The following is a 25,002-nucleotide window of genomic DNA, read 5'->3' on the forward strand; positions in this document are numbered from 1 at the left end:
AGGAATGGTATGTACAACGTGTCCGAAAGAATGATTTTTCACCGCTTAAAAGGCCTCATCTCACCCTCATTATTAACAAAATGGTGGAAAGTCGATCCTGAGCTATATATAAATGAAGAAACACATCATTTTAAACAGGATCGAGCGTTACAAACGATCGACTTTACCCGCTTAAAACAAGCTGAAGAAAATGAATTCCCCATTTTTCAACACATCGTTCAAGCCTATTTAAAGCAAAACATTCACATGATTCCCATCACATCACCCTTATATCCCAGCACACTAAAAAATATTTATGATCCTCCCCCTGTGTTATTCCTAAAAGGAAACGTATCATATTTAAATGAAGAAAAAAGTTTAGGTGTAGTCGGCACGCGAGTTCCATCGTCTTATGGAGAAGCATGTGTGAAGAAAATTGTTGGTGAGCTTGTAAAGGAAGATTGGATGATTGTCAGTGGTTTAGCTAAAGGAATCGATGGACTGGCACATAAAGAGTGCATCAGAAAAAAAGGAAAAACGATCGGCATTATAGCAGGCGGTTTTCAGCATTTATACCCAAAAGAGCATGAGCAAATGGCTCAATACATGGGCGAGCATCATTTGCTTTTGTCAGAGCATCCTCCTTATGTCAAACCAGAAAAGTGGCATTTTCCAATGAGAAATCGTTTAATTAGTGCACTGACGAAAGGAACCATCGTGATACAGTGCAAAGAAAAGAGCGGTTCTCTTATTACAGCCTATCAAGCACTTGAGCAAGGAAAAGAGGTATTTGCAGTTGCTGGATCCATCTTTGATCCTAATTCCACAGGTCCGGCAAGACTCATTCAGCAGGGAGCAAAGCTTGTTCATTCAACAAAAGATATTTTAGAGGAATTCTCCTTCCGCAGCGTTCAATATACTGAACCAACATAAAAATATCGTTTGACAAAAGACATCGGAATATTTAATAATAGTGAGGATTTAAGTTTACACTTTGTTTTTCGTGTTTATAATGATGTTCATCATAAAGAATTTTTAATGATTGCCTGTTAGATAGGTGCAATTAACATAAATATGAATTGTGAAATGTATAAAGAGAGAACACCTCTTAAGGGGGATTTTGAGTATGGCTGATTATTTAGTCATCGTTGAGTCGCCAGCAAAGGCGAAAACGATTGAGCGTTATTTAGGAAAAAAGTATAAAGTAAAAGCTTCAATGGGGCACGTAAGGGATTTACCGAAAAGTCAGCTCGGTGTTGATACTGAGCATGACTTCGAACCGAGATATATTACGATTCGCGGGAAAGGCCCGGTTTTAAAAGAATTAAAAACAGCGGCGAAAAAAGCAAAAAAAGTCTATCTCGCAGCTGACCCCGATAGAGAGGGAGAAGCGATTGCTTGGCATTTAGCACACAGCCTTGACCTTGACCTCTCTTCTGAATGCCGCGTTGTTTTTAACGAGATTACAAAAGATGCGATTAAGGATTCCTTTAAGCATCCACGTATGATCAATATGGACTTAGTTGATGCGCAGCAGGCAAGACGGATTTTAGATCGTCTCGTTGGGTATAAAATCAGTCCGATTTTATGGAAGAAAGTGAAAAAGGGCTTAAGTGCCGGACGTGTTCAATCAGTTGCACTCCGCCTGATTATTGATCGCGAGAATGAAATTAATGAATTTAAACCAGAAGAATACTGGACTATTGACGGTACATTCCTTAAAGGAAAAGAAAGCTTCGAAGCGAGTTTCTTTGGCCTCAATGGTAAAAAACATCCATTGAAAACAAAAGAAGATGTAAAAGAAATCCTTTCGAAATTAAAAGGAAGCAAATTCTCTGTAGAGAAAGTAACGAAAAAAGAGCGGAAACGTAATCCAGCCGTTCCGTTTACGACTTCTACTTTACAGCAGGAAGCTGCAAGAAAATTAAACTTCCGTGCGAAAAAAACAATGATGATTGCACAGCAATTATATGAAGGAATTGATCTTGGTAAAGAAGGTACAGTCGGTCTCATTACATATATGAGAACGGACTCAACACGTATTTCCAATACGGCGATTGAAGAAGTATCTGCTTTCATTGATCAGACGTACGGCAAGAATTTCTTAAACACAACAAAACGACCGGCCAAAAAGAATGAAAATGCACAAGATGCTCACGAAGCCATCCGCCCGACTTCTACGTTAAGAAAACCGGCAGATGTCAAGCATGTGCTAAGCCGCGATCAGCTTCGTCTGTATAAATTGATTTGGGAACGATTCGTGGCAAGCCAAATGGCGCCGGCTGTTCTTGATACAATGAGTGTGGATCTTGATCATAACGGTCTTACTTTCCGTGCGAATGGCAGTAAAGTGAAATTTCCTGGGTTTATGAAGGTTTATGTGGAAGGAAAGGACGACCAGCTAGAGGAAAAGGACAAAATGCTTCCTGATCTCAAAGAAGGAGATACAGTTCTTTCAAAAGATATCGAACCTGAACAGCACTTCACACAGCCGCCTCCGCGTTACACTGAGGCAAGATTGGTCAAAACACTTGAAGAGCTCGGTATAGGCCGTCCATCTACGTATGCACCAACATTAGATACGATTCAAAAGCGCGGCTATGTCGCACTTGATAATAAACGATTTACTCCGACAGAGCTTGGAGAGATTGTACTCAACTTAATCATTGAATTCTTCCCTGAAATCATTAACGTTGAATTTACAGCGAAAATGGAAAAGGAACTTGATAGCGTTGAAGAAGGTACGATCGAATGGGTTCGTATTATCGACAGCTTCTATCAAGACTTTGCAAAACGGGTAGAAAAAGCTGAAGCAGAGATGCAAGAAGTTGAGATTGAGCCGGAATACGCCGGAGTTGATTGTGAAGAGTGCGGACATCCGATGGTGTACAAAATGGGTCGATACGGTAAGTTCATGGCTTGCTCTAACTTTCCTGACTGCCGTAACACAAAACCAATTGTCAAAGATATCGGTGTCAAATGCCCGTCTTGTCATGAAGGAAACATTGTTGAACGAAAATCGAAGAAACGCCGCATTTTTTACGGCTGTGATCGTTTTCCAGAGTGTGAATTCGTCTCTTGGGACAAACCAATTGAAAGAAAGTGTCCAAAATGCGAAAATATGCTTGTAGAGAAAAAGCTGAAAAAAGGCGTTCAAGTTCAATGTGTGAACTGTGATTATAAAGAGGAACAACAAAAATAGCGGTGAGCAGCCTTGTTCACCTGCTTTTTTATGTCATCAAACAGACCTTACGAAATAGGAGAGTTGTACAATGAGTCAATTTGTAAATGTGATCGGAGCCGGTTTAGCTGGAAGTGAAGCAGCATGGCAAATCGCTAAACGAGGCATTAAAGTCAATTTATATGAAATGAGACCTGTGAAACAAACGCCGGCTCACCACACAGATAAATTTGCGGAGCTTGTATGCAGCAACTCACTGCGTGCGAATGCTTTGACAAATGCAGTAGGTGTATTAAAGGAAGAAATGCGTCATTTAGATTCAGCCATCATCGCAGCAGCAGATGAAAGCTCAGTTCCTGCTGGCGGCGCGCTTGCAGTAGACCGTCATGAATTTGCAGCAAACGTGACAGACCGCGTGAAAAATCATCCGAATGTTACTGTCTTTCAAGAAGAGGTGCAGAGCATTCCAGAAGGTCCGACAATTATCGCGACTGGCCCGCTGACATCTGAAGCACTTTCCAAAGAATTAAAATCGTTAACAGGAGAAGAATATCTCTATTTCTACGATGCAGCAGCACCTATTCTAGAGAAAGACAGCATTGATATGGATAAGGTGTACTTGAAATCTCGCTATGACAAAGGAGAAGCTGCTTATTTAAACTGTCCAATGACAGAAGAAGAATTCGATCGTTTTTATGAGGCGCTCATTTCTGCTGAAACTGTACCATTAAAAGAATTTGAAAAAGAAATCTTCTTTGAAGGCTGTATGCCAATTGAAGTCATGGCGAAAAGAGGAAAGAAAACGATGCTGTTTGGTCCGATGAAGCCAGTAGGACTTGAAGATCCGAAAACAGGCAAAAGACCTTACGCTGTTGTTCAATTAAGACAGGATGATGCAGCAGGTACTTTATATAACATCGTTGGCTTCCAGACGCATCTGAAGTGGGGCGATCAAAAGGAAGTATTCCGTTTGATTCCAGGTCTTGAAGAAGCAGAGATTGTCCGTTACGGCGTGATGCACCGTAATACATTTATTAACTCGCCAAGCCTTTTAAGACCGACTTATCAGTTTAAAAATAGAGATGATCTATTCTTTGCCGGACAAATGACAGGCGTTGAAGGGTATGTCGAGTCCGCAGCGTCGGGACTAGTGGCAGGTATTAACGCCGCTCGTTTTGTCAAAGGAGAAGAGCTTGTGACACTTCCGGAGGAAACGGCGATTGGCAGTATGGCTCACTACATCACATCGACAAACAAGAAAAGCTTCCAGCCGATGAATGCGAATTTTGGTTTGCTGAAAGATCTAGGAGTTCGAATTAAAAACAAACAAGAACGTTATGCAGAGTACGCTAAGCGTGCAATCGAAACTATTCAAACTATTTCGAAATCTCTGTAGTAAAACATTGCACGGAAAGCAAGATATGTGATACCATTTAAAAGCCTTAAAGAGGTGTAAAAATGACGAATAAACAGCGTCTTGTCCACTTATTCATTGAATATCTGCAAATTGAAAAAAACTATTCAGCTTTAACGATCTCAGGATATACAGAAGCCATTGAAGAGTTTGTCAGATTTATGAACATTCAAGGAATAGACGGTTTTGAAGAGGTATCCTATCAAGATACGAGAATTTATTTAACAGAAGCTTATGAAAAAGGCCTGACAAGAAGAACGATTAGTAAGAAAGTCTCTGCGCTTCGCAGCTTTTATAAATTTCTATTAAGAGAACAGCTTGTGAAAGAAAATCCTTTTTTACTCGTTAGCTTACCAAAGCAGGATAAGCGGATTCCTTCATTTTTGTATGAAGAGGAACTAAAAGAGCTTTTTACAGTTTCTGATGTCAGCACACCACTTGGGCAAAGAAATCAAGCCATTTTAGAACTTCTTTATGCAACAGGTATGAGGGTCAGTGAGTTATGTTCATTAAAAGAATCTGATCTTGATTTATCGATGGATACAGTGCTTGTTCATGGGAAAGGCAGCAAACAGCGGTATGTTCCTTTCGGGTCATATGCTCATGAAGCGCTCATTACTTATTTAGAGGATGGAAGGCAGAAGCTGAAAGCTAAGGGGAAAGACCGTGCTGATACTCATGTGTTTTTGAATCAGCGCGGGACGCCTCTTACAGACAGAGGTGTTCGATTCATTCTCACTGAATTAATGAAAAAGGCGTCAGGTACATTACATATCCATCCTCACATGTTGAGGCACACCTTTGCCACGCATCTCTTAAACGAGGGAGCAGATTTGAGAAGTGTTCAAGAACTTCTCGGTCATTCAAATTTATCATCTACACAGGTGTACACGCATGTATCAAAAGATTCTTTAAGAAACACGTACATGTCTCATCACCCAAGGGCTTTTAAACGATCCTAAAAGGAGGTTTTTTCATGTCATCATTTCATGCAACAACCATCTTTGCCGTTCAACATAAAGGAAAAAGTGCAATGGCTGGCGACGGTCAAGTTACTTTCGGGCAGGCTGTCGTGATGAAACACACAGCAAAAAAAGTGCGCCGTCTTTTCGGAGGCAAGGTGCTTGCAGGTTTTGCAGGTTCAGTAGCAGATGCTTTTACACTCTTTGAAAAGTTTGAAACAAAGCTTGAAGAATATGGTGGTAACTTAAAGCGGGCAGCCGTAGAACTAGCGAAGGAATGGCGAAGTGACAAGATGCTAAGGCAGCTTGAGGCTATGCTCATCGTCATGAATAAAGAAAGTATTTTGCTCGTCTCTGGAACTGGAGAGGTCATTGAACCAGATGATGGGATTTTGGCAATTGGCTCAGGCGGCAACTATGCGCTTAGCGCCGGGAGAGCTCTCAAAACCCATGCAGGTGATCATCTCACAGCGAGAGAAATTGCAAAGGCCGCTCTTGAAACGGCCGGAGAAATCTGTGTCTACACGAACGATCAAATCACTTTAGAAGAGCTTGAATAGAAAGGACATGAGACGTATGGAGAAAAAGCCGTTTACCCCAAGAGAGATAGTTGAAAAGCTTGATCAATACATCATTGGTCAGCTTGATGCGAAAAAAGCAGTGGCGGTGGCTTTAAGAAACCGTTACAGAAGAAGTCTTTTACATGATAAGCTAAAGGATGAAGTCGTTCCTAAAAACATTTTAATGATCGGCCCAACAGGTGTGGGGAAAACAGAAATTGCCCGCAGAATTGCTCGAATTTCTGGTGCGCCTTTTATTAAAGTGGAAGCGACGAAGTTTACTGAAGTGGGTTATGTCGGCCGTGACGTAGAGTCCATGGTGAGAGATTTAGTTGAAACAGCGATTAGACTTGTCAAAGAAGAAAAGATGAAAGATGTTCAAGAAGAAGCAGAAAAACAAGCAAATAAACGTCTTGTTCATTTACTTGTTCCTGGTAAGAAAAAGAGCCAGTCTGTGAAAAATCCTTTTGAGATGCTGTTTGGCGGTTCTGATGAAGATGACCGTGATCGAGATCATTCAAATGAAGAAGTGGAACTCGAATCGACAAGAAAGCGAATCGCTCATCAGCTGGCTATGGGAGAACTTGAAGATCATTACGTCACGATTGAAGTAGAAGAACAGCAGCCTTCCATGTTTGATATGCTTCAAGGCTCGGGTATGGAGCAAATGGGTATGAACATGCAGGATGCGCTCGGCAATCTCATGCCTAAAAAGAAAAAACGCAGAAAGCTGACTGTCAGAGAAGCAAGAAAGGCGTTAACGGCTGAGGAAGCTTCAAAACTGATTGATATGGATGAAGTCAGTCAGGAAGCGGTCTACAAAGCAGAGCAGCAAGGAATTATTTTTATCGATGAAATCGACAAAATTGCCAAAAGCGGTGGTGCATCATCTGCAGATGTTTCTCGAGAAGGGGTTCAGCGTGATATTTTACCGATTGTAGAAGGTTCAACTGTGATGACGAAATATGGTGCCGTTAAAACTGATCATGTGCTGTTTGTTGCAGCAGGTGCATTTCATATGGCAAAGCCATCAGATTTGATTCCGGAGCTTCAGGGACGTTTCCCAATCCGTGTAGAATTAGATAAATTAAGTATAGAAGACTTTGTGAAAATCTTAACGGAACCAGATAATGCATTATTAAAGCAATATAAAGCTTTACTTGAAACAGAAGGTATATCTCTTGAATTTTCTGACGATGCTATTCATAAGATTGCCGAAGTGGCTTATCATGTCAATCAGGAGACAGATAACATCGGTGCAAGAAGGCTTCATACCATACTTGAGAAGCTGCTTGAAGAGCTTTCATTTGAGGCGCCTGATATTACGATGGAGACAGTGACCATTACCCCTCAGTATGTCGAAGAGAAGCTAGGAAAGATTGCAAATAACAAAGATTTAAGTCAATTTATACTTTAACAAATGAATAAAGTAATCTAGGAGGATCATTATTATGGCGTTACTACAAAAAACAAGGATTATTAACTCAATGCTGCAAGATGCAGCGGGGAAACCAGTTAATTTTAAAGAAATGGCAGAAACACTGAGAGATGTCATTGATTCAAACATTTTCGTATTAAGCAGAAGGGGAAAGCTTCTTGGCTACTCCATTAATCAGCAGATCGAAAATGCACGTATGAAAAAAATGCTTGAAGATCGTCAGTTCCCTGAGGAATATACAAAGAGTCTATTCAATGTCCCTGAAACGTCTTCAAACCTTGATATTAACAGTGAATATACAGCTTTCCCGATTGAGAACCGTGACTTATTCCAATCAGGCTTAACAACAATTGTCCCAATTATCGGCGGAGGAGATCGTTTAGGTACGTTAATCCTGTCCCGCTTACAAGATACATTCACAGATGATGATTTAATTCTTGCTGAATACGGGGCAACAGTTGTTGGAATGGAGATTCTTCGCGAGAAAGCAGAAGAAATCGAAGAAGAAGCAAGAAGCAAAGCGGTTGTCCAAATGGCGATCAGCTCTCTTTCATATAGTGAGCTTGAAGCGATTGAGCACATTTTTGAAGAGCTGGATGGAAACGAAGGTCTTCTTGTCGCAAGTAAAATTGCAGATCGTGTAGGGATTACGCGTTCAGTGATCGTAAACGCCTTACGTAAGTTAGAAAGTGCAGGCGTAATCGAATCTCGTTCTCTTGGAATGAAGGGAACGTACATCAAAGTGTTAAACAACAAATTTTTAATTGAACTCGAAAATTTAAAATCTCATTAATCAAAAACCCTTTTTGGCCGAAATAAATGCTGAAAAGGGTTTTTTTATGTGAAAAAATGAGGATTTGTCCGAAAAATGTCACTCTTTTTTCCAAGAAACCCCTTACAAATCTGTAGTGCTTTGAATCTAGGCCTTTATACCTATTCGTAAAATAGATATATATTACGAGTTTTTTTTACATATACATCATAGACTTTAATCCTATTATTTCTTACAATGAACATATGGTTTTACAAATCTCGACATGATTAAATGGAATGAAATACATATGATTGGAGGTATATGGTTTTGGATATATTTTCTGGAACGATAAGCAACCTTGAGAATGCCTTGGGCAGAGCGAATGTTAAGCAAAAAGTCATAAGCAATAATATCGCGAATATAGATACACCGAACTACAAGTCGAAAAACGTCGCATTCCATGACATGCTAAATGATGCGTCAATCAAATTAGATGCTAAAAAAACGTACCAAGGTCACATTGATTTTTCAAAAACAGGGTCTAATTATTCAGTTGTTTCGAGCAACCGTACTTCTTATCAAGAAAACGGAAATAATGTCGATATTGATCAAGAGATGAGTGAACTCGCTAAAAACCAAATTCAGTATAATGCGCTGGTGGAAAGAATGAGCGGGAAATTCAATTCTCTTAAAACAGTTTTGACAGGAGGTAAGTGATGTCGATCTTTTCAGGAGTGAACGCTTCGGCCTCAGCATTAACGGCACAGAGGCTCAGAATGGACGTTGTATCCTCAAACCTTGCAAATATGGATACGACAAGAGCTAAACAGGTTGATGGCAACTGGGAGCCTTATAGACGTAAGCTTGTCACATTACAGCCGTCAGGTGAATCGTTTTCATCTATATTGAACTCAAGTATGAATTCGAGCGGCAAATTAGGAAACGGCGTCAAAGTAACAAAGATTACTGAAGACGAAACTCCATTCAACCTTCAATATGATCCTACAAATCCCGATGCCAATGAAAATGGATATGTTCAAACACCAAATGTCGATCCATTAAAAGAAATGGTCGACCTCATCAGCAGCTCAAGATCATATGAAGCAAACGTGACTGCTCTAAATGCGAATAAAAGCATGCTGATGAAAGCTTTAGAAATAGGAAAGTAAGGTGAAAACAATTGGTTAATGCAATATCTCCTTTCCAGCTTCAAACTGCTCAGCAAGCAAGTGAATTGACGAATGCAACGCCCATTCAGGCGGCTGCACCTAAAAGTCAAACGAATTTCTCTGATGTGCTGAAGAATTCCATTGAGGCATTAAATCAATCACAGCTGAAATCAGACCAGTATACAAATGCGCTTGCACAAGGAAAAGATGTCAATCTCGATGAAGTCATGATTGCTTCACAAAAAGCGAGTGTCACACTCACAGCTGCAACAGAGTTTCGAAATAAAGCAGTCGAAGCGTACCAAGAGATTATGAGAATGCAGATGTAGGAGGTGCTGGTGGACAAAAAAAGACTGAATGGAATGACCGGGGGTTAAGATGAATCGTACTTTAATGCAATTAAGAACAAAAACAGTTGAGTTTTGGCGAAATCGATCAAAATTACAAAAAATACTCATGATTGGCGGCGTTGCTGCCCTAGCAATCATTATTACGGTTGTTAGCATCTTTGCTTCTTCTGAAAAAATGGTTCCGCTCTTTAGAGACTTGTCTGAGGCAGAAGCTGGACAAATCAAACAGGAACTAGATGGCAAAAACGTTAAATCGGAACTTGCAAACAATGGAACAACGATTCTCGTTCCAGAAAAGCAAGCAGATTCTTTAAAAGTAACACTCGCATCCGAAGGGCTCCCTAAGACAGGCAACATTGATTATTCCTTCTTTGCAAACAATTCAGGCTTCGGTTTAACAGATAATGAATTTGATGTTCTGAAAGTAGACGCAACTCAGACAGAACTATCCAATCTGATCAACACAATTGATGGGATTAAAGATTCAAAAGTGATGATTAACCTGCCAAAAGATTCCGTTTTTGTTGGAGAAGAGCAAAGTAATGCATCAGCATCCATAGTGCTGCAAGTTGAGCCGGGCTACACGCTCACACCGCAGCAAGTAAAAGGCCTTTATCATCTTATTTCAAAAAGTGTGCCGAATTTAAAAACAGAAAACATTGTCATTATGGACCAAGATTCCAACTACTACGACTTAAACACCAGCTCCGATTCCTATGCAAGTGGAATGGATGCACAGCAGCAGAAAAAAGAGGAAATCGAAAAGAATCTTCAAAGAAAAATTCAGCAGCTGCTCGGAACAATGATGGGTCAAGATAAAGTGGCTGTATCGGTCACAACAGACATTGATTTTACTGAAGAAAAAAGAAAAGAAGACCTAGTAGAACCTGTTGATAAAGAAAACATGCAGGGGATTGCTGTCAGCGCTGAAAAGATTGCTGAAACTTATTCAGGTAACGGCGCAGCAGCTGGAGGCACCGCTGGAACAGGTGACGATGATGTCACAAATTATCAAGGTGCCGATGGAGCGAATGGAAGCGGAGATTACGAAAAGAGCGAAGATCGCATCAATTATGAAGTCAACCGCATTCATAAAGATATCAAAGAAAGCCCTTATAAAATTAGAGATGTAGGCATTCAAGCATTGGTCGAACCACCAACTGCAAACGATGTAAACTCTTTAACGGCTGAAAGACAAGATGATATCAAAAAGATTCTTTCAACGATCATTAGCACATCGATTGATAAAGAATACACAAATGGTCAAGCGCTCACTCAAGCCGACTTAGATAACAAAATCGTTTTATCTGTATCAAAATTAGACGGTAAACAGCAAACTGCGGCAGATAACCCTTCAAACAATATTCCAATTTGGGTTTATATTGTAGGCGGTGTGCTTCTACTTGCAATTATCGCTCTTATCATTCTTCTTGTACGCAAGCGTAGAAGAGATGAGGAAGAAGAGTTTGAGTTTGATGAACGTACACCAATCGATGTTCCTGATATCGACACTGAACCAGAAACAGAAGAAATGGTGAGAAAAAATCAGCTTGAAAAAATGGCAAAAGAAAAACCAGAAGACTTTGCTAAATTGCTACGCAGCTGGCTGTCCGAGGATTAGGAGGAATACACATGTCGAGAAAAGATCCAAATCGACTAACAGGCAGACAAAAAGCAGCAATCCTAATGATTTCCTTAGGGCTAGACGTGTCAGCATCTGTATACAAACATCTGTCTGAAGACGAAATAGAAAAATTAACATTAGAAATTTCCAATGTACGAAGTGTAGATACTGCTAAAAAAGATGAAGTCATCGAAGAGTTTCACAGCATTGCCATCGCGCAGGACTACATATCGCAGGGCGGTCTTATGTACGCAAGACAAGTGCTTGAAAAAGCGCTTGGTGAGGATAAAGCGGACAGCATCTTAAACAGGCTAACATCCTCTCTTCAAGTGAAACCATTTGATTTTGCTCGAAAGGCTGACCCAGAACAAATTTTAAACTTTATCCAGCATGAGCATCCACAAACGATAGCACTTATCCTTTCCTACCTGGATCCAGTGCAGGCTGGGCAAATTTTATCTGAGTTAGGCGAGGAAGTACAAACTGAGGTTGCGAGACGTATTGCCTTAATGGACCGTACATCTCCAGAGATCATCAATGAGGTGGAGCGTATTCTTGAACAAAAGCTTTCTTCAACCTTTACGCAGGACTATACGCAAACGGGCGGAGTCGAAGCGGTTGTAGAAGTGCTAAATGGTGTAGACCGTGCTACTGAGAAAACCATTTTAGACACACTTGAAATTCAAGATCCAGAGCTTGCTGATGAAATTAAGAAACGTATGTTTGTCTTTGAAGATATTGTCACTCTTGACAGCAGAGCGATTCAGCGTGTCATCAGAGATGTTGAAAATGATGACTTATTGCTCGCACTCAAAGTGGCAAGCGAAGAAGTCAAAGAAATTGTCTTCCGCAACATGTCACAGCGGATGGTCGAAACATTCAAAGAAGAAATGGAGTTTATGGGGCCTGTCCGGCTTAGAGATGTCGAGGAAGCACAAACCCGTATTGTCAGCATCGTAAGACGACTTGAGGAAGCTGGAGAAATCGTCATAGCTCGAGGCGGAGGAGACGATATCATTGTCTAGGATTATCAAACATGAAACATCTGTTATTCCTGAACAAGGGCGGCAAACGATTCCTTTACAGCAAGTAAACTTTAAAAGAGAACATCACGAAGAAGAGCTTGTCAATGAAACTGAAGCATCGCAGCTAGTACTCAGTGATGCAGAAGATCAAGCGAGCCGCATATTAGAACAAGCAAACAGTGAGCTGGAAAAAACAATGGCTGAAATCAATCAGCGCCGGACTGATTTTGAAGAGGAAAGAATGCAGCTCATTGAAGAAGCGAAACAAGCAGGTTATCAAGAAGGCTTCCAAAAGGGCGAAGCAGATGCGAATATGCAGTACCAAGCTATTCTTGATCAAGCAAATGACATCGTCAGTCTTGCAAGGCAGGATTACGAAGAAAAAATTGAAAGCTCTGCTGAGCAAATTGTAGAACTCGCTTTTGAACTCGCCAAACGCGTTTGGAATGCAGCTGAGGACACGAAAGATCCATTTTTGGCTCTTGTGAAGCAGGTCATTTCAGAAGTGAAAGAATATGATGATATTTCCATCTATGTTGACCCTGAACATTACGAGCATGTGATGGAATATAAAGACGAATTGATTAGAATCCTACAGAAGGATACACACCTTGCCATTTACTCGGATGAAAAAGCGCCAAAAGGAACTTGTTACGTAGAAACAAGTTTTGGAAAAGTGGAAGCGAGTGTTGATACCCAAATGAATCAGTTGAAAGAAAAATTATTAGAAGTCATTGATTCAGGTGATCACAAATGAAAATGGATGTACTAAAAGAAACGATTGAAACTGCCGATCCTTATAAACGATTTGGTAAAGTCAATCGAGTGGTTGGGCTCATGATTGAATCTAAGGGGCCGGAGAGTTCGATCGGAGATGTTTGTCTCATTCATAAAAAAGGGAGCAAGCACCATCCAATAAAAGCAGAGGTCGTAGGGTTTAGAGATGAAAACATTCTGCTCATGCCTTATGTAGAAGCATCCAATATTTCACCAGGAAGTCTTGTTGAAGCGACGGGTGAGTCGCTGAAGGTCAAAGTAGGAACTGGATTAATAGGTGAAGTCGTTGATGCCTTCGGTCATCCGCTTGATGGCAGTATGCTTCCAAAGGGACTTGCACCTGTTTCGACAGATCAGTCACCCCCAAATCCAATGGACAGGCCGCCTATTCGAGAAAAGATGGGTGTTGGTGTTAGAGTCATCGACAGTCTGCTCACAGTTGGCACTGGTCAAAGGATCGGGATTTTTGCCGGAAGTGGTGTTGGAAAAAGTACCTTAATGGGGATGATTGCAAAGCAGACAGAAGCAGACCTGAATGTCATTGCCCTTGTTGGAGAGCGTGGCCGTGAAGTTCGTGAGTTTATTGAAAAGGATTTAGGTTCTGAAGGACTGAAGCGATCAATTGTTGTCGTTGCTACTTCTGACCAGCCTGCACTGACGAGACTGAAAGCTGCGTATACTGCAACAGCCATTGCGGAATATTTCAGAGACAGAGGCAAAAATGTCATGTTCATGATGGATTCTGTTACGAGGATCGCCATGGCGCAAAGGGAAATAGGACTCGCAACTGGCGAGCCGCCAACAACAAAAGGATATACGCCTTCAGTGTTCGCTATACTGCCAAAATTGCTCGAACGAACTGGGACAAATCAGCTTGGTTCCATCACAGCGTTTTACACAGTGCTTGTTGATGGAGACGATATGAACGAGCCGATCGCTGATACAGTGAGGGGGATCCTTGACGGGCACATTGTACTTGATCGTGCTTTAGCCAACAAAGGACAATTTCCCGCTGTTAACATTTTGAAAAGTATCAGCCGTGTCATGAGTAATATCGCAAGTCATGATCACAAGGAAGCGGCTAACCGGTTCCGCCAGCTTTTGTCCACTTATCAAAACGCTGAAGACCTCATTAATATTGGAGCATATAAAAAAGGCTCCTCCAAAGATATTGATGAGGCCATGCAGGCTTATCCTCATCTGATTTCATTTTTGAAGCAGGATGTAGAAGAGGCTGTATCTATTGAAGACAGTGTGAGTTTATTGCTCAGTTTGATGAATAGAGAGGATTGACAAAAACAGTGAGATATCAATACAAATTTCAAAAGCTCTTAGAACTGAAAGAAAGTGAAAAAGACAAGTCACTCGCAGCGTACCAACAATCCGTTTCGGCATTTGAGCAAGTCGCTGAAAAACTCTTTGAAAATATGAGTAAAAAAGAGCTGATGGAAAAAAGCAAAGAAGAAAAGCTGAGAAGTGGAATGAGTGTTCAAGAAATGCGTCATTACCAGCAATTTGTGACCAACTTAGATAACACCATTCAGCATTATCAGCAGCTTGTGATCATGAAACGTCACCAAATGAATGAAAAACAATCTGATTTAACTGAAAAAAACATTGAGTTTAAAAAGTTTGAAAAAATGAAAGAAAAGCAATTTGAAAAGTTCTCCCTTGAACATAAGGCAATTGAAATGAAAGAAATGGATGATATCTCTATCAGCCAATTCATGTTTCAAGGACATTAGGAGTCGAGATGAATGCCTAAGAAGGAAAAAACGAAGGAATCAGGCGGCGGAAAATTTCAATGGATCTTGTTTATTGTCATCATCCCATTGATTGTGCTTGTGATTGTCACTGGCACGATCCTTTATATGGCAGGTTTTGATCTAAAAAAACCGCTTCAAAACATTCCTGGGATCAGCAGTTTGGTTGGTTCAGATGACACCTCAAAAACGTCATCTTCACCTAATGATCAAAGCGATGCAGAGTTGAAAGAACTGAAAAAGACCATTAAAGAGCAAAAAAATGAGCTCGAAATTGCACAAAAAGATTTGAAAACAAGTGATGAAGAGATTAAAAGATTGAATCAAAAAATCAACTCACTTGAAAAAACATCTGAAAATGATGCAAAGAATACGTCAGCCAATGACAGTTCATCGAATAACGGCTCATCAAATAACACGTCAGGTAATAACTCAGCAGGGGCGTCCTCTGATGCAGCGGCTTCCTCTAATCAGCAGACAAAAGGAAAGGTCGCCAGCATTTATGAAAGCATGGACCCAGGGAAATCCGCCAAAATTTTATCAGAATTAAGTGATAAAGAGGCGTTAAAAATCCTTGAAGAGCTGAGCAAAAATAAACTGACAGACATATTAGCAAAATTGACACCTCAGAAGGCAGCAACGTTTACAAAAGAGCTTGCCAAAAAAGAAGAAAGTGAAAATGGGGGTGGACAATAAGTGAAGCTATTGGATATTGGAGCCTTACAGCAATCTTCTCAAGGTCTCTCAGGGCTAAAAGGAGACGGCGCTGCATCTGCACGCGGTTTGTTTAAACAATTGCTTAGCGGAGCAGGCGCTCAAAGCGGCCCTGTTCATGCTGAAACAGCCGCTCTTGCCTCTCTTTCTATCAATGATGCGATGCAAATTGTTGAAAAATGGATGCAATCACCTGAAGAAGGAATGAGCGCAGACTTACTCAGTGCGCTTCAAACACTACAAGGTCAAACGCTTGAATTATCTGATCTCAAGTCACTTGAAGAACTATTTCAAAAAATGGAATCTTCCATTTACGGTGATCAAGCTGAAAAGCCAGGTTCTGAGCATAGTGAACAGCTCATACAAGTCCACTTTTTCATCTATCAGTTGCTCAATCAACAGCCGCTCAGCTTTGATGCGAAACTTGTGCAGGATATTGAAGGGAAAGGTCAAGACTTTATCCACTTTCTTTCTAAAAACGGGGTAGATGAAAAACTCATTCAGCAAGTAAAAGAGCAGTTCTTCTCGCAGGGTTCAGCGCCAAAGCTGAATTCGATGACTCAAAGTGAGCTAAAGCACTTTAATCAGCTAATCGACCATATGATGGCGAATGCGAAAGGGTCTGACAAAGAGTGGAAAATTTCACTAGGAGAGTTGAAGGAACTAATCTCTCCAAAACAAGAATCTACACTCGCTTCTCCGGCAAAAGGGAATGCATCTCTTGAGTGGCTCATCAAAAAAGAAGTCGTTAAAGGACAAAGCGCTGCTGCACCAGCTTCTGAAAAAATAATGACCCACTCGCTTCTGCCAGGTCATAAGCAGTTTTTCCAACTGCAGTCAGCGGCTCCTGTTCAGCAGACACAAACGACTGATGAAAAGCCAGGAACGGTTGATCAGCAAATTCTAAACACGTGGAAGCAAATGAAATTCACGCCGTTTGGCAATTCAAGCGGACGCTTTACCGTTCGGTTAAATCCGGAAAATCTTGGATTCATTACCATTCAGCTAACAAAGCAAAACGGGATGTATGCGAGTAAAATTACAGCTTCAACGCAAGCAGCGAAAGAGCTGTTAGAGCATCATCTGCCGCAGCTCAAGCAGGCGCTTCCGAATATGTCGGTTCAAGTGGACCGTTTCCATATACCGCTTCAATCAAATGAGCAGCCGTTATTTGGACAGTTTAGTGAAGAAAACAAGCAGCAGCAGCCAAAAGGACAGAATTTCCAGCAGACTGATGAACAGGAAACAGAATTCCAAGATGTACTGGATGCTCTTGTTGGGTCAGATGAAGAAGAGGAGGAGATCTAATGGCAACAGTTGATGCTACGAATAGAACAGCCGCACAAGCAGACACTTCTTCAAAAGCAGAAAAGAAAACAGATACGCTTGGCAAAGATCAATTCTTGAAAATTTTGCTCACGCAGCTTCAAAACCAAGATCCGACAAACCCGCTTGATGACCGTGAGTTTGTCACGCAGCTGGCGACATTTTCATCTTTAGAACAGCAAACCAATATGAACGATTCGATCACTAAACTAAATCAGCTCATGTCTACATTTGTTGCACACCAAGATCCGTTTACGACGTATGTAGGCTGGATTGGTAAAGAAGTATCGGGCAAATTGGATGATAAAGAGATATCGGGCACTGTGAAGTCTGTTAAAAACATAGACAATGAATACTTACTTGTTTTAGAAGATGGAACGAAAATCAGCCCTTGGGATGTTACAGCAGTTGGAGAAAAAACGAAGTAATTCGAGGAGGAAAATAAATGTTACGCTCACTTTACTCAGGAATTAGCGGAATGAAAAACTTCCAATCAAAATTAGATGTGGTAGCCAACAACGTAGCCAACGTCAATACACACGGATACAAAAAGAGCCGTATCACGTTTAAAGATATGGTCAGCCAAACCATTGGAAGTTCAGGTGGACCAACGAACAACTCTGGTTCAATCAACTCAAAACAAATTGGTTTAGGGTCATCTTTATCTTCTATTGATAAAATCATGTCAGCGGGATCTTCTCAAAATACAAATGAACCTTACGACTTCTATATCAATGGCGATGGGTTTTTCCGTATTGAAAGTCAAGGAGAAATTCTTTATACAAGAACAGGGAATTTCGACACTGATTCAGAGGGAAGCTTAGTCACCCCTGATGGAAATTATCTACTTGGAATGAATGGACAAAAGATAACGATTCCAGATGGCGTTTCAAGTGTAAGTGTTGGTCCAGATGGAACGGTTTCGGTTGTTGAAAACAACGTATCTAGAAATGTTGGACAGATTTCACTCGTATCTTTCCGTAACGCTGGAGGATTAGACAAAGTTGGTGACAACCTTTACCGCCAAACGTTAAGCTCAGGTGCACCAAGTAATCCTATCGTACCTGGTGAAGAAGGAACTGGCGTGATCCAAACAGGGAAACTTGAAATGTCAAACGTTGATTTAACAGACGAGTTTACCGAAATGATTATCGCGCAGCGTGGATTCCAATCGAATGCAAAGACGATTACAACATCTGATGAAATTCTGCAAGAGCTTGTGAATCTGAAACGATAGGAGGTAGGGGGAGCGGATGCTCGCTTCTCTGCTTAATATGATTGAAGTGACAAGATTAAATGGCAAAGGATTTATGCTGAACGCTCTCCATATCGAGCAAATCGAAAGTTTTCCAGACACGACCATTACTTTGGCCAATGGAAAGAAATTCGTTGTGAAAGAAGATGAAGAGCAGCTTCAAGAGAAAATCATTTCTTTCTACAGAAAAATCCAAGTCATTTCATTGAATCAAGGAATAGAGGAGTTTGAATGAAGAAGAAATTAGTCGTAGTAATGCTAATCATGATTATTGCCATCGTCGGAATTGGAGCAGGCATCTTTTTTCTGCTGAATGGGTCAGACGAAGCAAAAGCTGAAAAAGAGCCAACAGCAGATGAAGTCGTAAAAGCTTCTGTTGAAATTCCTGAGATTATCACCAATTTAAAGTCTGAAGGAAATGCTGTCAAACTTGTCCTGAATATTGAAACGGACTCTGAAAAAGCAAAATCAGAGCTTGAGAAAAGAAGTTTCCAGGTAAAAGATGCTGTAATCGACATTTTATCAGACACGAATGCAGATGAACTTGATGGCAAAAAAGGCAGAGAACATTTTAAAACACAAGTCAAAAACAAAGTGAATAACTATTTGCAAGATGGCAAGGTGAAAGAAGTATATATAACCTCCTTTAATCTGCAATAGAGGCGATTAATTAACGCGATGGAGGTGAAGAAATGTCAGGAGAAGTGCTTTCCCAGAATGAGATCGACGCATTATTATCCGCCATCTCAACAGGCGAAATGGATGCAGAAGAGCTGAAAAAAGAGGAAACGACGAAAAAAGTGAAGGTGTATGACTTTAAACGTGCACTGCGCTTTTCAAAAGACCAGATTCGAAGTTTAACAAGGATTCATGATAACTTCGCTAGACTGCTCACCACGCATTTTTCAGCGCAGCTAAGATCATATATTCAAATTACTGTCAGCTCGGTTGACCAAGTACCATACGAAGAATTTATTCGTTCGATTCCTAATATGACATTATTAAACTTATTTTATGTCAGCCCGCTTGAAGGAAGAATCATGCTTGAAGTAAACCCAACAATCGGCTATGCGATGATGGACAGGCTGATGGGCGGGATTGGCATTAGTCATAATAAGACAGAATCACTTACAGAAATTGAAACAAAGATTATCTCAAACATGTTTGAGGGAGCTTTGGAAAATTACAGAGAAGCGTGGCAGTCCATAACCGACATCGAGCCTGAAATGGCAGATTTCGAGGTAAATCCCCAGTTTGTTCAAATGGTGTCACCAAACGAAACAGTTGTCGTCATTTCTCTTAATACACAGATTGGCGAGGTAAGCGGGGTTATTAACCTATGTATTCCTCACGTTGTATTAGAGCCTATTATTCCGAAGCTGTCTGTACACTACTGGATGCAGTCTGAACGAAATGAACCAAAACAGCAAGAAACAAAGGCCATTGAAAAACGGATTATGAAGGCAAAAATACCGGTAGTCGCAGAGCTGGGACAATCGGAAATGACGGTGGAAGAGTTTTTGAATTTGGAAATTGGTGATTGTATTGCCTTGGACAAACCAGTAAATGCGCCTCTTACTGTTATGGTCGGAAATAAACCGAAATTCTTGGGACAGGCCGGCCGCGTGAATCGGAAACAGGCGATTCAAATTCTAGATCACGACATAAGAGGTGAAGAAGATGGAGAATAACGGAAGTAAATTATCACAAGACGAAATCGATGCGCTCCTTAAAGGAGGCAGCAATGACGATATAGAGCCTGATACAGTCCTTTCTGCAATGGAGCAAGATGCTATTGGAGAAATCGGAAATATTTCATTCGGCAGCTCTGCAACAGCACTTTCAACCCTATTAAATCAAAAAGTGGAGATTACAACTCCAACTGTTACAGTGATTCAAAAAAGTATGCTGAATGAGGAATTTCCTCATCCGTATGTTGCTATTGAAGTGAATTATACGGAAGGCTTCAGCGCAAGTAACCTGCTTGTCGTCCAGCAAACAGATGCAGCAGTTATTGCGGACTTAATGATGGGCGGAGACGGGACAAATGCTGACCCTTCTTTAAGCGAAATTCACTTAAGTGCAGTACAAGAAGCAATGAACCAAATGATGGGTTCTGCTGCGACATCCATGTCGACTGTCTTTAATAAAAAGATTGATATTTCTCCGCCGCGCGTCGAATTACTTGATGTGAAAGAAGGAGAAGGGACAGACCGCATTCCAGCTGAAGAAATGCTTGTCAAAGTATCCTTCAGATTAAAAATAGGTGAACTCATCGATTCAAATATTATGCAGCTTTATCCTATTACATTTGCGAAGGATTTAATCGCAGAATTAACAGATCCTGCGCAAGGAGAAGAGCCGGTTCAAGAAGAAGTGAGTGCACCTGAACCTCAGCCGGCAGCTCCGCAAACGCAGTCTGCCCCAGCGCAGCAAGCAGCACCGCCGAAAAGACAGGCGAAGCCAAAGCCGGCAGCACCTGTAAATGTGGCGCCAGTTGAATTTGAATCGTTCAGTGAGCCTCAGCATACAACAAACCAGCTTGGAAACCTTGACATGCTGATGGACATTCCGCTTTCCATTACGGTGGAACTTGGAAGAACTCAGCGCAGTGTAAAAGAAGTTCTTGAGCTTTCAGCAGGAAGTATCATTGAACTGGACAAACTTGCTGGTGAGCCAGTAGACATCCTAGTTAACAAACGAATCGTCGCCAAAGGGGAAGTCGTTGTCATTGATGAGAACTTTGGTGTTCGTGTGACTGACATTTTAAGCCAGTCAGAAAGACTTTCTAATTTAAAATAAACAAACATACAGGGAGAGAATAAGTAAATGGCTACTAAGGTATTAATCGTAGATGATGCAGCATTCATGAGAATGATGATCAAGGATATTCTTGTAAAAAACGGATTTGATGTAGTAGGAGAAGCAGAAAACGGCGCACAAGCAGTTGAAAAATATAAGGAAACATCTCCTGATCTTGTCACAATGGATATCACAATGCCAGAAATGGACGGAATCACTGCACTAAAAGAAATTAAACAAATCGATGCTTCTGCAAAAATCATCATGTGTTCTGCAATGGGGCAGCAGTCAATGGTTATTGACGCGATCCAAGCAGGTGCAAAAGACTTTATCGTGAAGCCATTCCAGGCAGACCGCGTACTTGAAGCAATTAATAAAACGTTAGGCTAAAAAAGGGTGTAAGATTTGTTGAAAAAACGTTTGATATGTATAGCAATGATCAGTTTTATGCTTTTCTTGACGATGCAGCCTGCCTCACTGTTTGCCGAAACGAAAGATCCTGAGAATGGCACAGTGAATGACTGGCTCAAAGGTGAGAAAGAAAGCAAAAAGGATACAGAGAAGAAAACCACTGACAATCAAACGAATCCGGCAGAAGAAGTTCCCTCTTCTTCTGTCTCCATTATGGATTTTGTCAAAATGATTGGTGCCTTACTTTTTGTCATCCTGCTTATTTATGGTTTAGTGAGATTTGTTGGTAAGCAAAACCGCTTACTCAAACCATTTCGCTATGTTGAAAATATCGGCGGAACGACAGTCGGACAAAACCGTTCAGTCCAGCTGATCAAAGTGGGAAAACGAGTATTAGTTGTCGGCGTAGCAGACTCAATCCAGCTGCTAAAAGAAATTGATGATGAACAAGAATGTGAAGCGATCGTGAAACAATATGAAGAAGCGATGGAAAGCAAAACCGATTTACCAAAAATGGTTCAAAAATTCACATCGCAGATAAAGAAACATGATCAGCCGACCACTTCTTCTTTTTCAGCCAATTTAAAGGCGCAGCTAGCCGAATTGAAAAAGACCCAATCAGAAGTCAGAAAGAAAGGCCCGAAACAAAATGAATGAGTTTATTGATTTATTTAATTCCAGCGGTGCAGGAAACATCAGCACATCTGTCCGTCTTCTTTTACTTTTAACAGTATTTTCGGTTGCACCGGGCATTCTCATTTTAATGACGTGTTTTACACGGATTGTGATTGTTCTTTCATTCGTCAGAACATCACTTGCAACCAACTCAATGCCGCCAAACCAAGTGCTTGTTGGACTTGCGTTGTTTCTCACATTTTTTATCATGGCACCCACGTTCTCACAGATTAATAAAGAGGCGCTGACGCCGCTTTTAAATGATGACATCACGTTAAATCAGGCGTATGAAAAAGCCGAAGTGCCTATTAAAGAGTTTATGAGTAAACATACAAGACAAAAAGATTTGGCTTTATTTCTTAGCTACGCAAAAATGGATACACCTGAATCGATTAAAGATATTCCTTTAACGGCGATGGTTCCCGCTTTTGCCATTTCAGAATTAAAGACGGCATTTCAAATTGGTTTTATGATCTTTATTCCATTTTTAATTATTGACATGGTGGTCGCAAGTGTTCTGATGTCAATGGGGATGATGATGCTTCCGCCGGTTATGATATCGCTCCCTTTCAAAATATTGTTATTTGTTTTAGTCGATGGATGGTATTTGATAGTTAAATCTTTGCTGCAAAGCTTTTAGAGTAGGTGCTTAAAACATGAGTTCAGAATTTGTCATTACGATGGCTGAAAGATCAGTGTATGTAGTATTGCTTGTGAGTGGGCCGCTTCTAGCGCTCGCACTTATTGTGGGACTGATTGTCAGTGTGTTTCAGGCGACAACCCAAATTCAAGAACAGACGCTTGCGTTTATTCCTAAGATTGTTGCTGTACTCATTGGGCTTGTTGTGTTTGGTCCATGGATGCTTTCAACAATCGTGTCCTTTACGACAGAGCTGTTCTCGAATTTAGATCGATTTGCAGGTTAACAAGCGATGTCAATCATAGAATTATTCCCTGCTTTTCTTTTAGTTTTTATTCGGATCACTGCTTTTTTTGTGACAGTACCGCTTTTAGCGCATAGAACGATCCCAGCTGTACACAGAGTTGGATTCTCGCTGTTTTTAGCTGTCATTAGTTTTAGCACCATAAAAGAACCGCCAGCACTCGACATAGACGGTCTTTATATGATGCTTGCGGTGAAAGAAGCAATGGTCGGTCTGCTGCTTGGGCTGATTGCATACATCATGGTGTCCGCTGTTCAGATTGCCGGCTCATTCATTGATTTTCAAATGGGTTTTGCGATTGCCAATATTATTGATCCGCAAACAGGGGCGCAGACACCGCTGATGGGACAGTTTTTTTATACGGTCACATTACTGTTGATGTTGGCAACAAACGCACATCACTTGCTGCTTGATGGAATCTATTACAGCTTTCAATATATTGCAGTTGATCAATACGCGCTGAATTTCGGCAGTGAATCCTTTGCTTACTTTATCGCAAAGAGTTTCAACCAAATGTTTATCATCGCCTTTCAAATCTCGGCACCTGTCGTGGCAAGTCTGTTTTTAGTCGATTTAGCGCTGGGGATTGTGGCACGTACAGTTCCGCAAATGAACGTATTTGTGGTCGGACTTCCTATTAAAATAGGTGTGAGTTTTATCATGATCATCATCTGTATGGGCGTCATCTTCGGTGTTGTCCAAAATACATTTGAAACGATTGTACTCACCATGAGGAATTTCTTAGCATTGGTCGGTGGTTCGTCATGATGACAAGGCTTAGACTAGACTTGCAATTTTTCGCAGGTGAAAAAACAGAAAAAGCAACGCCGAAAAAAAGGCGGGATTCACGTAAAAAAGGACAGGTTGCCAAAAGTACCGACGTCAATACAGCCATCTCATTTTTATTAATCTTTTTATCATTCTTTTTTATTGGGCCTTTTATGAAAGAGCGGATTATCGCGCTCATAGAACGTTTTTATTCAACAACTATGCTAATGAAGGTTAGCACATCTAATATTCATCAACTATTCTTGGAATTGCTTCAGGAAACAGGGCTCCTCCTCATGCCAATCCTTGGTGTTGGCATGCTGGCGGGGATTATCAGTAACTATTTACAAGTCGGCTTTCTCTTTTCAGCAGAAGTGATCAAACCGAAATTAGAAAAGCTTGACCCAATCAAAGGGTTTAAACGGATATACAGTATTCGAGCCCTCGTAGAGCTATTAAAATCCATTTTGAAAATTGGCTTTGTTGGCTTTGCGACATTTATTGCTCTTTGGATGCACTTTGACGAAATTCTGCGGCTTCCTTTATTAACAGCAGAGGAAACCCTTCATTTCGTTGCAAATATGACCTTAATTATGGGGCTGTATGCTGCTGGTGCTCTTTTGATTTTGGCAGGGCTTGATTATATGTATCAGAAATTTGATTATGAAAAAAACTTGAGGATGTCCAAACAAGACATCAAAGATGAGTATAAAAAATCAGAGGGTGACCCGCTCATCAAATCAAAGATTAAACAGCGTCAGCGGGAAATGGCCATGAGACGGATGATGCAGGAAGTCCCAAAAGCGGACGTCATCATTACAAACCCAACCCACTATGCCATTGCTTTAAAGTATGATGAAGAAAAAATGGACGCGCCCTATGTTGTGGCAAAGGGAACAGATATTTTGGCTTTGAAAATTAGAACGATTGCGAAAGAACATGATGTCATGACTGTAGAAAACCGCCCGCTTGCCCGTGCACTCTATGATCAGGTCGACATCGACCAAGCGGTGCCGGAAGAATACTTTAAGGCCATCGCAGAAATTTTAGCTTACGTCTATAAAACGAAACAAAAGATTTTATGAATTTTTGGTTTTAAAAGGAGAGAACA

Annotated in this window: 29 protein-coding genes; all 29 read left to right on the forward strand. The window is 40.9% G+C overall.

Features of this window, described 5'->3' with window-relative positions; all coding sequences use genetic code 11:
- Window positions 1–9: 9 nt before the first annotated feature.
- Window positions 10–912, forward strand: coding sequence for a DNA-processing protein DprA (gene dprA / locus MHH65_RS07810; RefSeq protein ID WP_034281769.1), 903 nt, complete (start codon window positions 10–12; stop codon window positions 910–912).
- A gap of 193 nt (window positions 913–1,105) precedes the next feature.
- Window positions 1,106–3,181, forward strand: a complete 2,076-nt coding sequence (gene topA / locus MHH65_RS07815) for a type I DNA topoisomerase (RefSeq protein WP_034281770.1) — start codon at window positions 1,106–1,108, stop codon at window positions 3,179–3,181.
- Between the two features lie 70 nt (window positions 3,182–3,251).
- The gene (gene trmFO / locus MHH65_RS07820) at window positions 3,252–4,556 is read left to right on the forward strand and encodes an FADH(2)-oxidizing methylenetetrahydrofolate--tRNA-(uracil(54)-C(5))-methyltransferase TrmFO (protein WP_024424183.1); all 1,305 of its coding nucleotides are present in this window, start codon (window positions 3,252–3,254) and stop codon (window positions 4,554–4,556) included.
- A gap of 62 nt (window positions 4,557–4,618) precedes the next feature.
- Window positions 4,619–5,536, forward strand: a complete 918-nt coding sequence (gene xerC, locus MHH65_RS07825; protein ID WP_034281771.1) for a tyrosine recombinase XerC — start codon at window positions 4,619–4,621, stop codon at window positions 5,534–5,536.
- Window positions 5,537–5,550: 14 nt separating this feature from the next.
- Window positions 5,551–6,096, forward strand: a complete 546-nt coding sequence (hslV, locus tag MHH65_RS07830; protein ID WP_034281773.1) for an ATP-dependent protease subunit HslV — start codon at window positions 5,551–5,553, stop codon at window positions 6,094–6,096.
- Between the two features lie 16 nt (window positions 6,097–6,112).
- Entirely contained in the window at window positions 6,113–7,513 is a 1,401-nt protein-coding gene (gene hslU / locus MHH65_RS07835; RefSeq protein WP_024424180.1) for an HslU--HslV peptidase ATPase subunit, read from the forward strand.
- Between the two features lie 34 nt (window positions 7,514–7,547).
- Window positions 7,548–8,327, forward strand: a complete 780-nt coding sequence (gene codY, locus MHH65_RS07840) for a GTP-sensing pleiotropic transcriptional regulator CodY (RefSeq protein ID WP_007499612.1) — start codon at window positions 7,548–7,550, stop codon at window positions 8,325–8,327.
- A gap of 288 nt (window positions 8,328–8,615) precedes the next feature.
- The gene (gene flgB / locus MHH65_RS07845; protein WP_012009952.1) at window positions 8,616–9,005 is read left to right on the forward strand and encodes a flagellar basal body rod protein FlgB; all 390 of its coding nucleotides are present in this window, start codon (window positions 8,616–8,618) and stop codon (window positions 9,003–9,005) included.
- Entirely contained in the window at window positions 9,005–9,457 is a 453-nt protein-coding gene (gene flgC, locus MHH65_RS07850) for a flagellar basal body rod protein FlgC (RefSeq protein ID WP_024424179.1), read from the forward strand. Before flgB ends, flgC begins: the two co-directional genes overlap by 1 nt.
- Before the next feature lie 11 nt (window positions 9,458–9,468).
- Complete coding sequence (gene fliE, locus MHH65_RS07855) at window positions 9,469–9,786, forward strand: flagellar hook-basal body complex protein FliE (protein ID WP_034281774.1); 318 nt, start codon at window positions 9,469–9,471, stop codon at window positions 9,784–9,786.
- Window positions 9,787–9,835: 49 nt separating this feature from the next.
- Window positions 9,836–11,428, forward strand: coding sequence for a flagellar basal-body MS-ring/collar protein FliF (gene fliF / locus MHH65_RS07860; RefSeq protein ID WP_024424177.1), 1,593 nt, complete (start codon window positions 9,836–9,838; stop codon window positions 11,426–11,428).
- A gap of 11 nt (window positions 11,429–11,439) precedes the next feature.
- Window positions 11,440–12,456, forward strand: a complete 1,017-nt coding sequence (fliG, locus tag MHH65_RS07865; RefSeq protein WP_034281776.1) for a flagellar motor switch protein FliG — start codon at window positions 11,440–11,442, stop codon at window positions 12,454–12,456.
- On the forward strand, window positions 12,449–13,213 hold the full coding sequence (fliH, locus tag MHH65_RS07870) for a flagellar assembly protein FliH (protein ID WP_034281779.1): 765 nt from the start codon (window positions 12,449–12,451) through the stop codon (window positions 13,211–13,213). The genes fliG and fliH overlap by 8 nt, the downstream gene beginning before the upstream one ends.
- Window positions 13,210–14,526 (forward strand): flagellar protein export ATPase FliI, encoded by a 1,317-nt coding sequence (gene fliI, locus MHH65_RS07875; RefSeq protein ID WP_098676874.1) that lies wholly within the window; start codon window positions 13,210–13,212, stop codon window positions 14,524–14,526. The genes fliH and fliI overlap by 4 nt, the downstream gene beginning before the upstream one ends.
- An 8-nt stretch (window positions 14,527–14,534) precedes the next feature.
- Window positions 14,535–14,978 carry a flagellar export protein FliJ gene (gene fliJ, locus MHH65_RS07880; protein ID WP_024426975.1) on the forward strand — a complete coding sequence of 148 codons (444 nt, stop codon included), beginning with the start codon at window positions 14,535–14,537 and terminating at the stop codon, window positions 14,976–14,978.
- A gap of 12 nt (window positions 14,979–14,990) precedes the next feature.
- Complete coding sequence (locus tag MHH65_RS07885) at window positions 14,991–15,692, forward strand: MotE family protein (RefSeq protein ID WP_024426976.1); 702 nt, start codon at window positions 14,991–14,993, stop codon at window positions 15,690–15,692.
- Complete coding sequence (locus tag MHH65_RS07890) at window positions 15,693–17,018, forward strand: flagellar hook-length control protein FliK (RefSeq protein ID WP_024426977.1); 1,326 nt, start codon at window positions 15,693–15,695, stop codon at window positions 17,016–17,018.
- A complete protein-coding gene (flgD, locus tag MHH65_RS07895; RefSeq protein WP_024426978.1) occupies window positions 17,018–17,464 on the forward strand; it encodes a flagellar hook assembly protein FlgD in 447 nt (148 codons plus the stop codon). Before MHH65_RS07890 ends, flgD begins: the two co-directional genes overlap by 1 nt.
- 17 nt (window positions 17,465–17,481) lie before the next feature.
- A complete protein-coding gene (gene flgG / locus MHH65_RS07900) occupies window positions 17,482–18,273 on the forward strand; it encodes a flagellar basal body rod protein FlgG (protein ID WP_024426979.1) in 792 nt (263 codons plus the stop codon).
- 37 nt (window positions 18,274–18,310) lie between these two features.
- Window positions 18,311–18,526, forward strand: a complete 216-nt coding sequence (locus MHH65_RS07905) for a flagellar FlbD family protein (RefSeq protein WP_008344794.1) — start codon at window positions 18,311–18,313, stop codon at window positions 18,524–18,526.
- Window positions 18,523–18,951: a flagellar basal body-associated protein FliL gene (gene fliL, locus MHH65_RS07910; RefSeq protein ID WP_024424168.1), complete on the forward strand. Its 429-nt coding sequence runs from the start codon at window positions 18,523–18,525 to the stop codon at window positions 18,949–18,951. Before MHH65_RS07905 ends, fliL begins: the two co-directional genes overlap by 4 nt.
- 32 nt (window positions 18,952–18,983) lie before the next feature.
- A complete protein-coding gene (gene fliM, locus MHH65_RS07915) occupies window positions 18,984–19,982 on the forward strand; it encodes a flagellar motor switch protein FliM (protein WP_024424167.1) in 999 nt (332 codons plus the stop codon).
- Entirely contained in the window at window positions 19,972–21,093 is a 1,122-nt protein-coding gene (gene fliY, locus MHH65_RS07920) for a flagellar motor switch phosphatase FliY (protein WP_024426980.1), read from the forward strand. Before fliM ends, fliY begins: the two co-directional genes overlap by 11 nt.
- Before the next feature lie 27 nt (window positions 21,094–21,120).
- Window positions 21,121–21,483: a response regulator gene (locus MHH65_RS07925; protein WP_007499584.1), complete on the forward strand. Its 363-nt coding sequence runs from the start codon at window positions 21,121–21,123 to the stop codon at window positions 21,481–21,483.
- Between the two features lie 57 nt (window positions 21,484–21,540).
- On the forward strand, window positions 21,541–22,161 hold the full coding sequence (gene fliZ, locus MHH65_RS07930) for a flagella biosynthesis regulatory protein FliZ (RefSeq protein ID WP_231293995.1): 621 nt from the start codon (window positions 21,541–21,543) through the stop codon (window positions 22,159–22,161).
- Complete coding sequence (gene fliP / locus MHH65_RS07935; protein ID WP_008354479.1) at window positions 22,154–22,819, forward strand: flagellar type III secretion system pore protein FliP; 666 nt, start codon at window positions 22,154–22,156, stop codon at window positions 22,817–22,819. The genes fliZ and fliP overlap by 8 nt, the downstream gene beginning before the upstream one ends.
- Window positions 22,820–22,835: 16 nt before the next feature.
- Entirely contained in the window at window positions 22,836–23,105 is a 270-nt protein-coding gene (gene fliQ / locus MHH65_RS07940) for a flagellar biosynthesis protein FliQ (protein ID WP_003211206.1), read from the forward strand.
- A gap of 6 nt (window positions 23,106–23,111) precedes the next feature.
- Window positions 23,112–23,891 (forward strand): flagellar biosynthetic protein FliR, encoded by a 780-nt coding sequence (gene fliR / locus MHH65_RS07945; protein WP_025092585.1) that lies wholly within the window; start codon window positions 23,112–23,114, stop codon window positions 23,889–23,891.
- The gene (gene flhB / locus MHH65_RS07950; protein WP_034623630.1) at window positions 23,888–24,976 is read left to right on the forward strand and encodes a flagellar biosynthesis protein FlhB; all 1,089 of its coding nucleotides are present in this window, start codon (window positions 23,888–23,890) and stop codon (window positions 24,974–24,976) included. The genes fliR and flhB overlap by 4 nt, the downstream gene beginning before the upstream one ends.
- Window positions 24,977–25,002: the final 26 nt, after the last annotated feature.

Source organism: Bacillus sp. FSL L8-0654 (genome assembly GCF_038629965.1).
Lineage (GTDB): Bacteria > Bacillota > Bacilli > Bacillales > Bacillaceae > Bacillus > Bacillus safensis.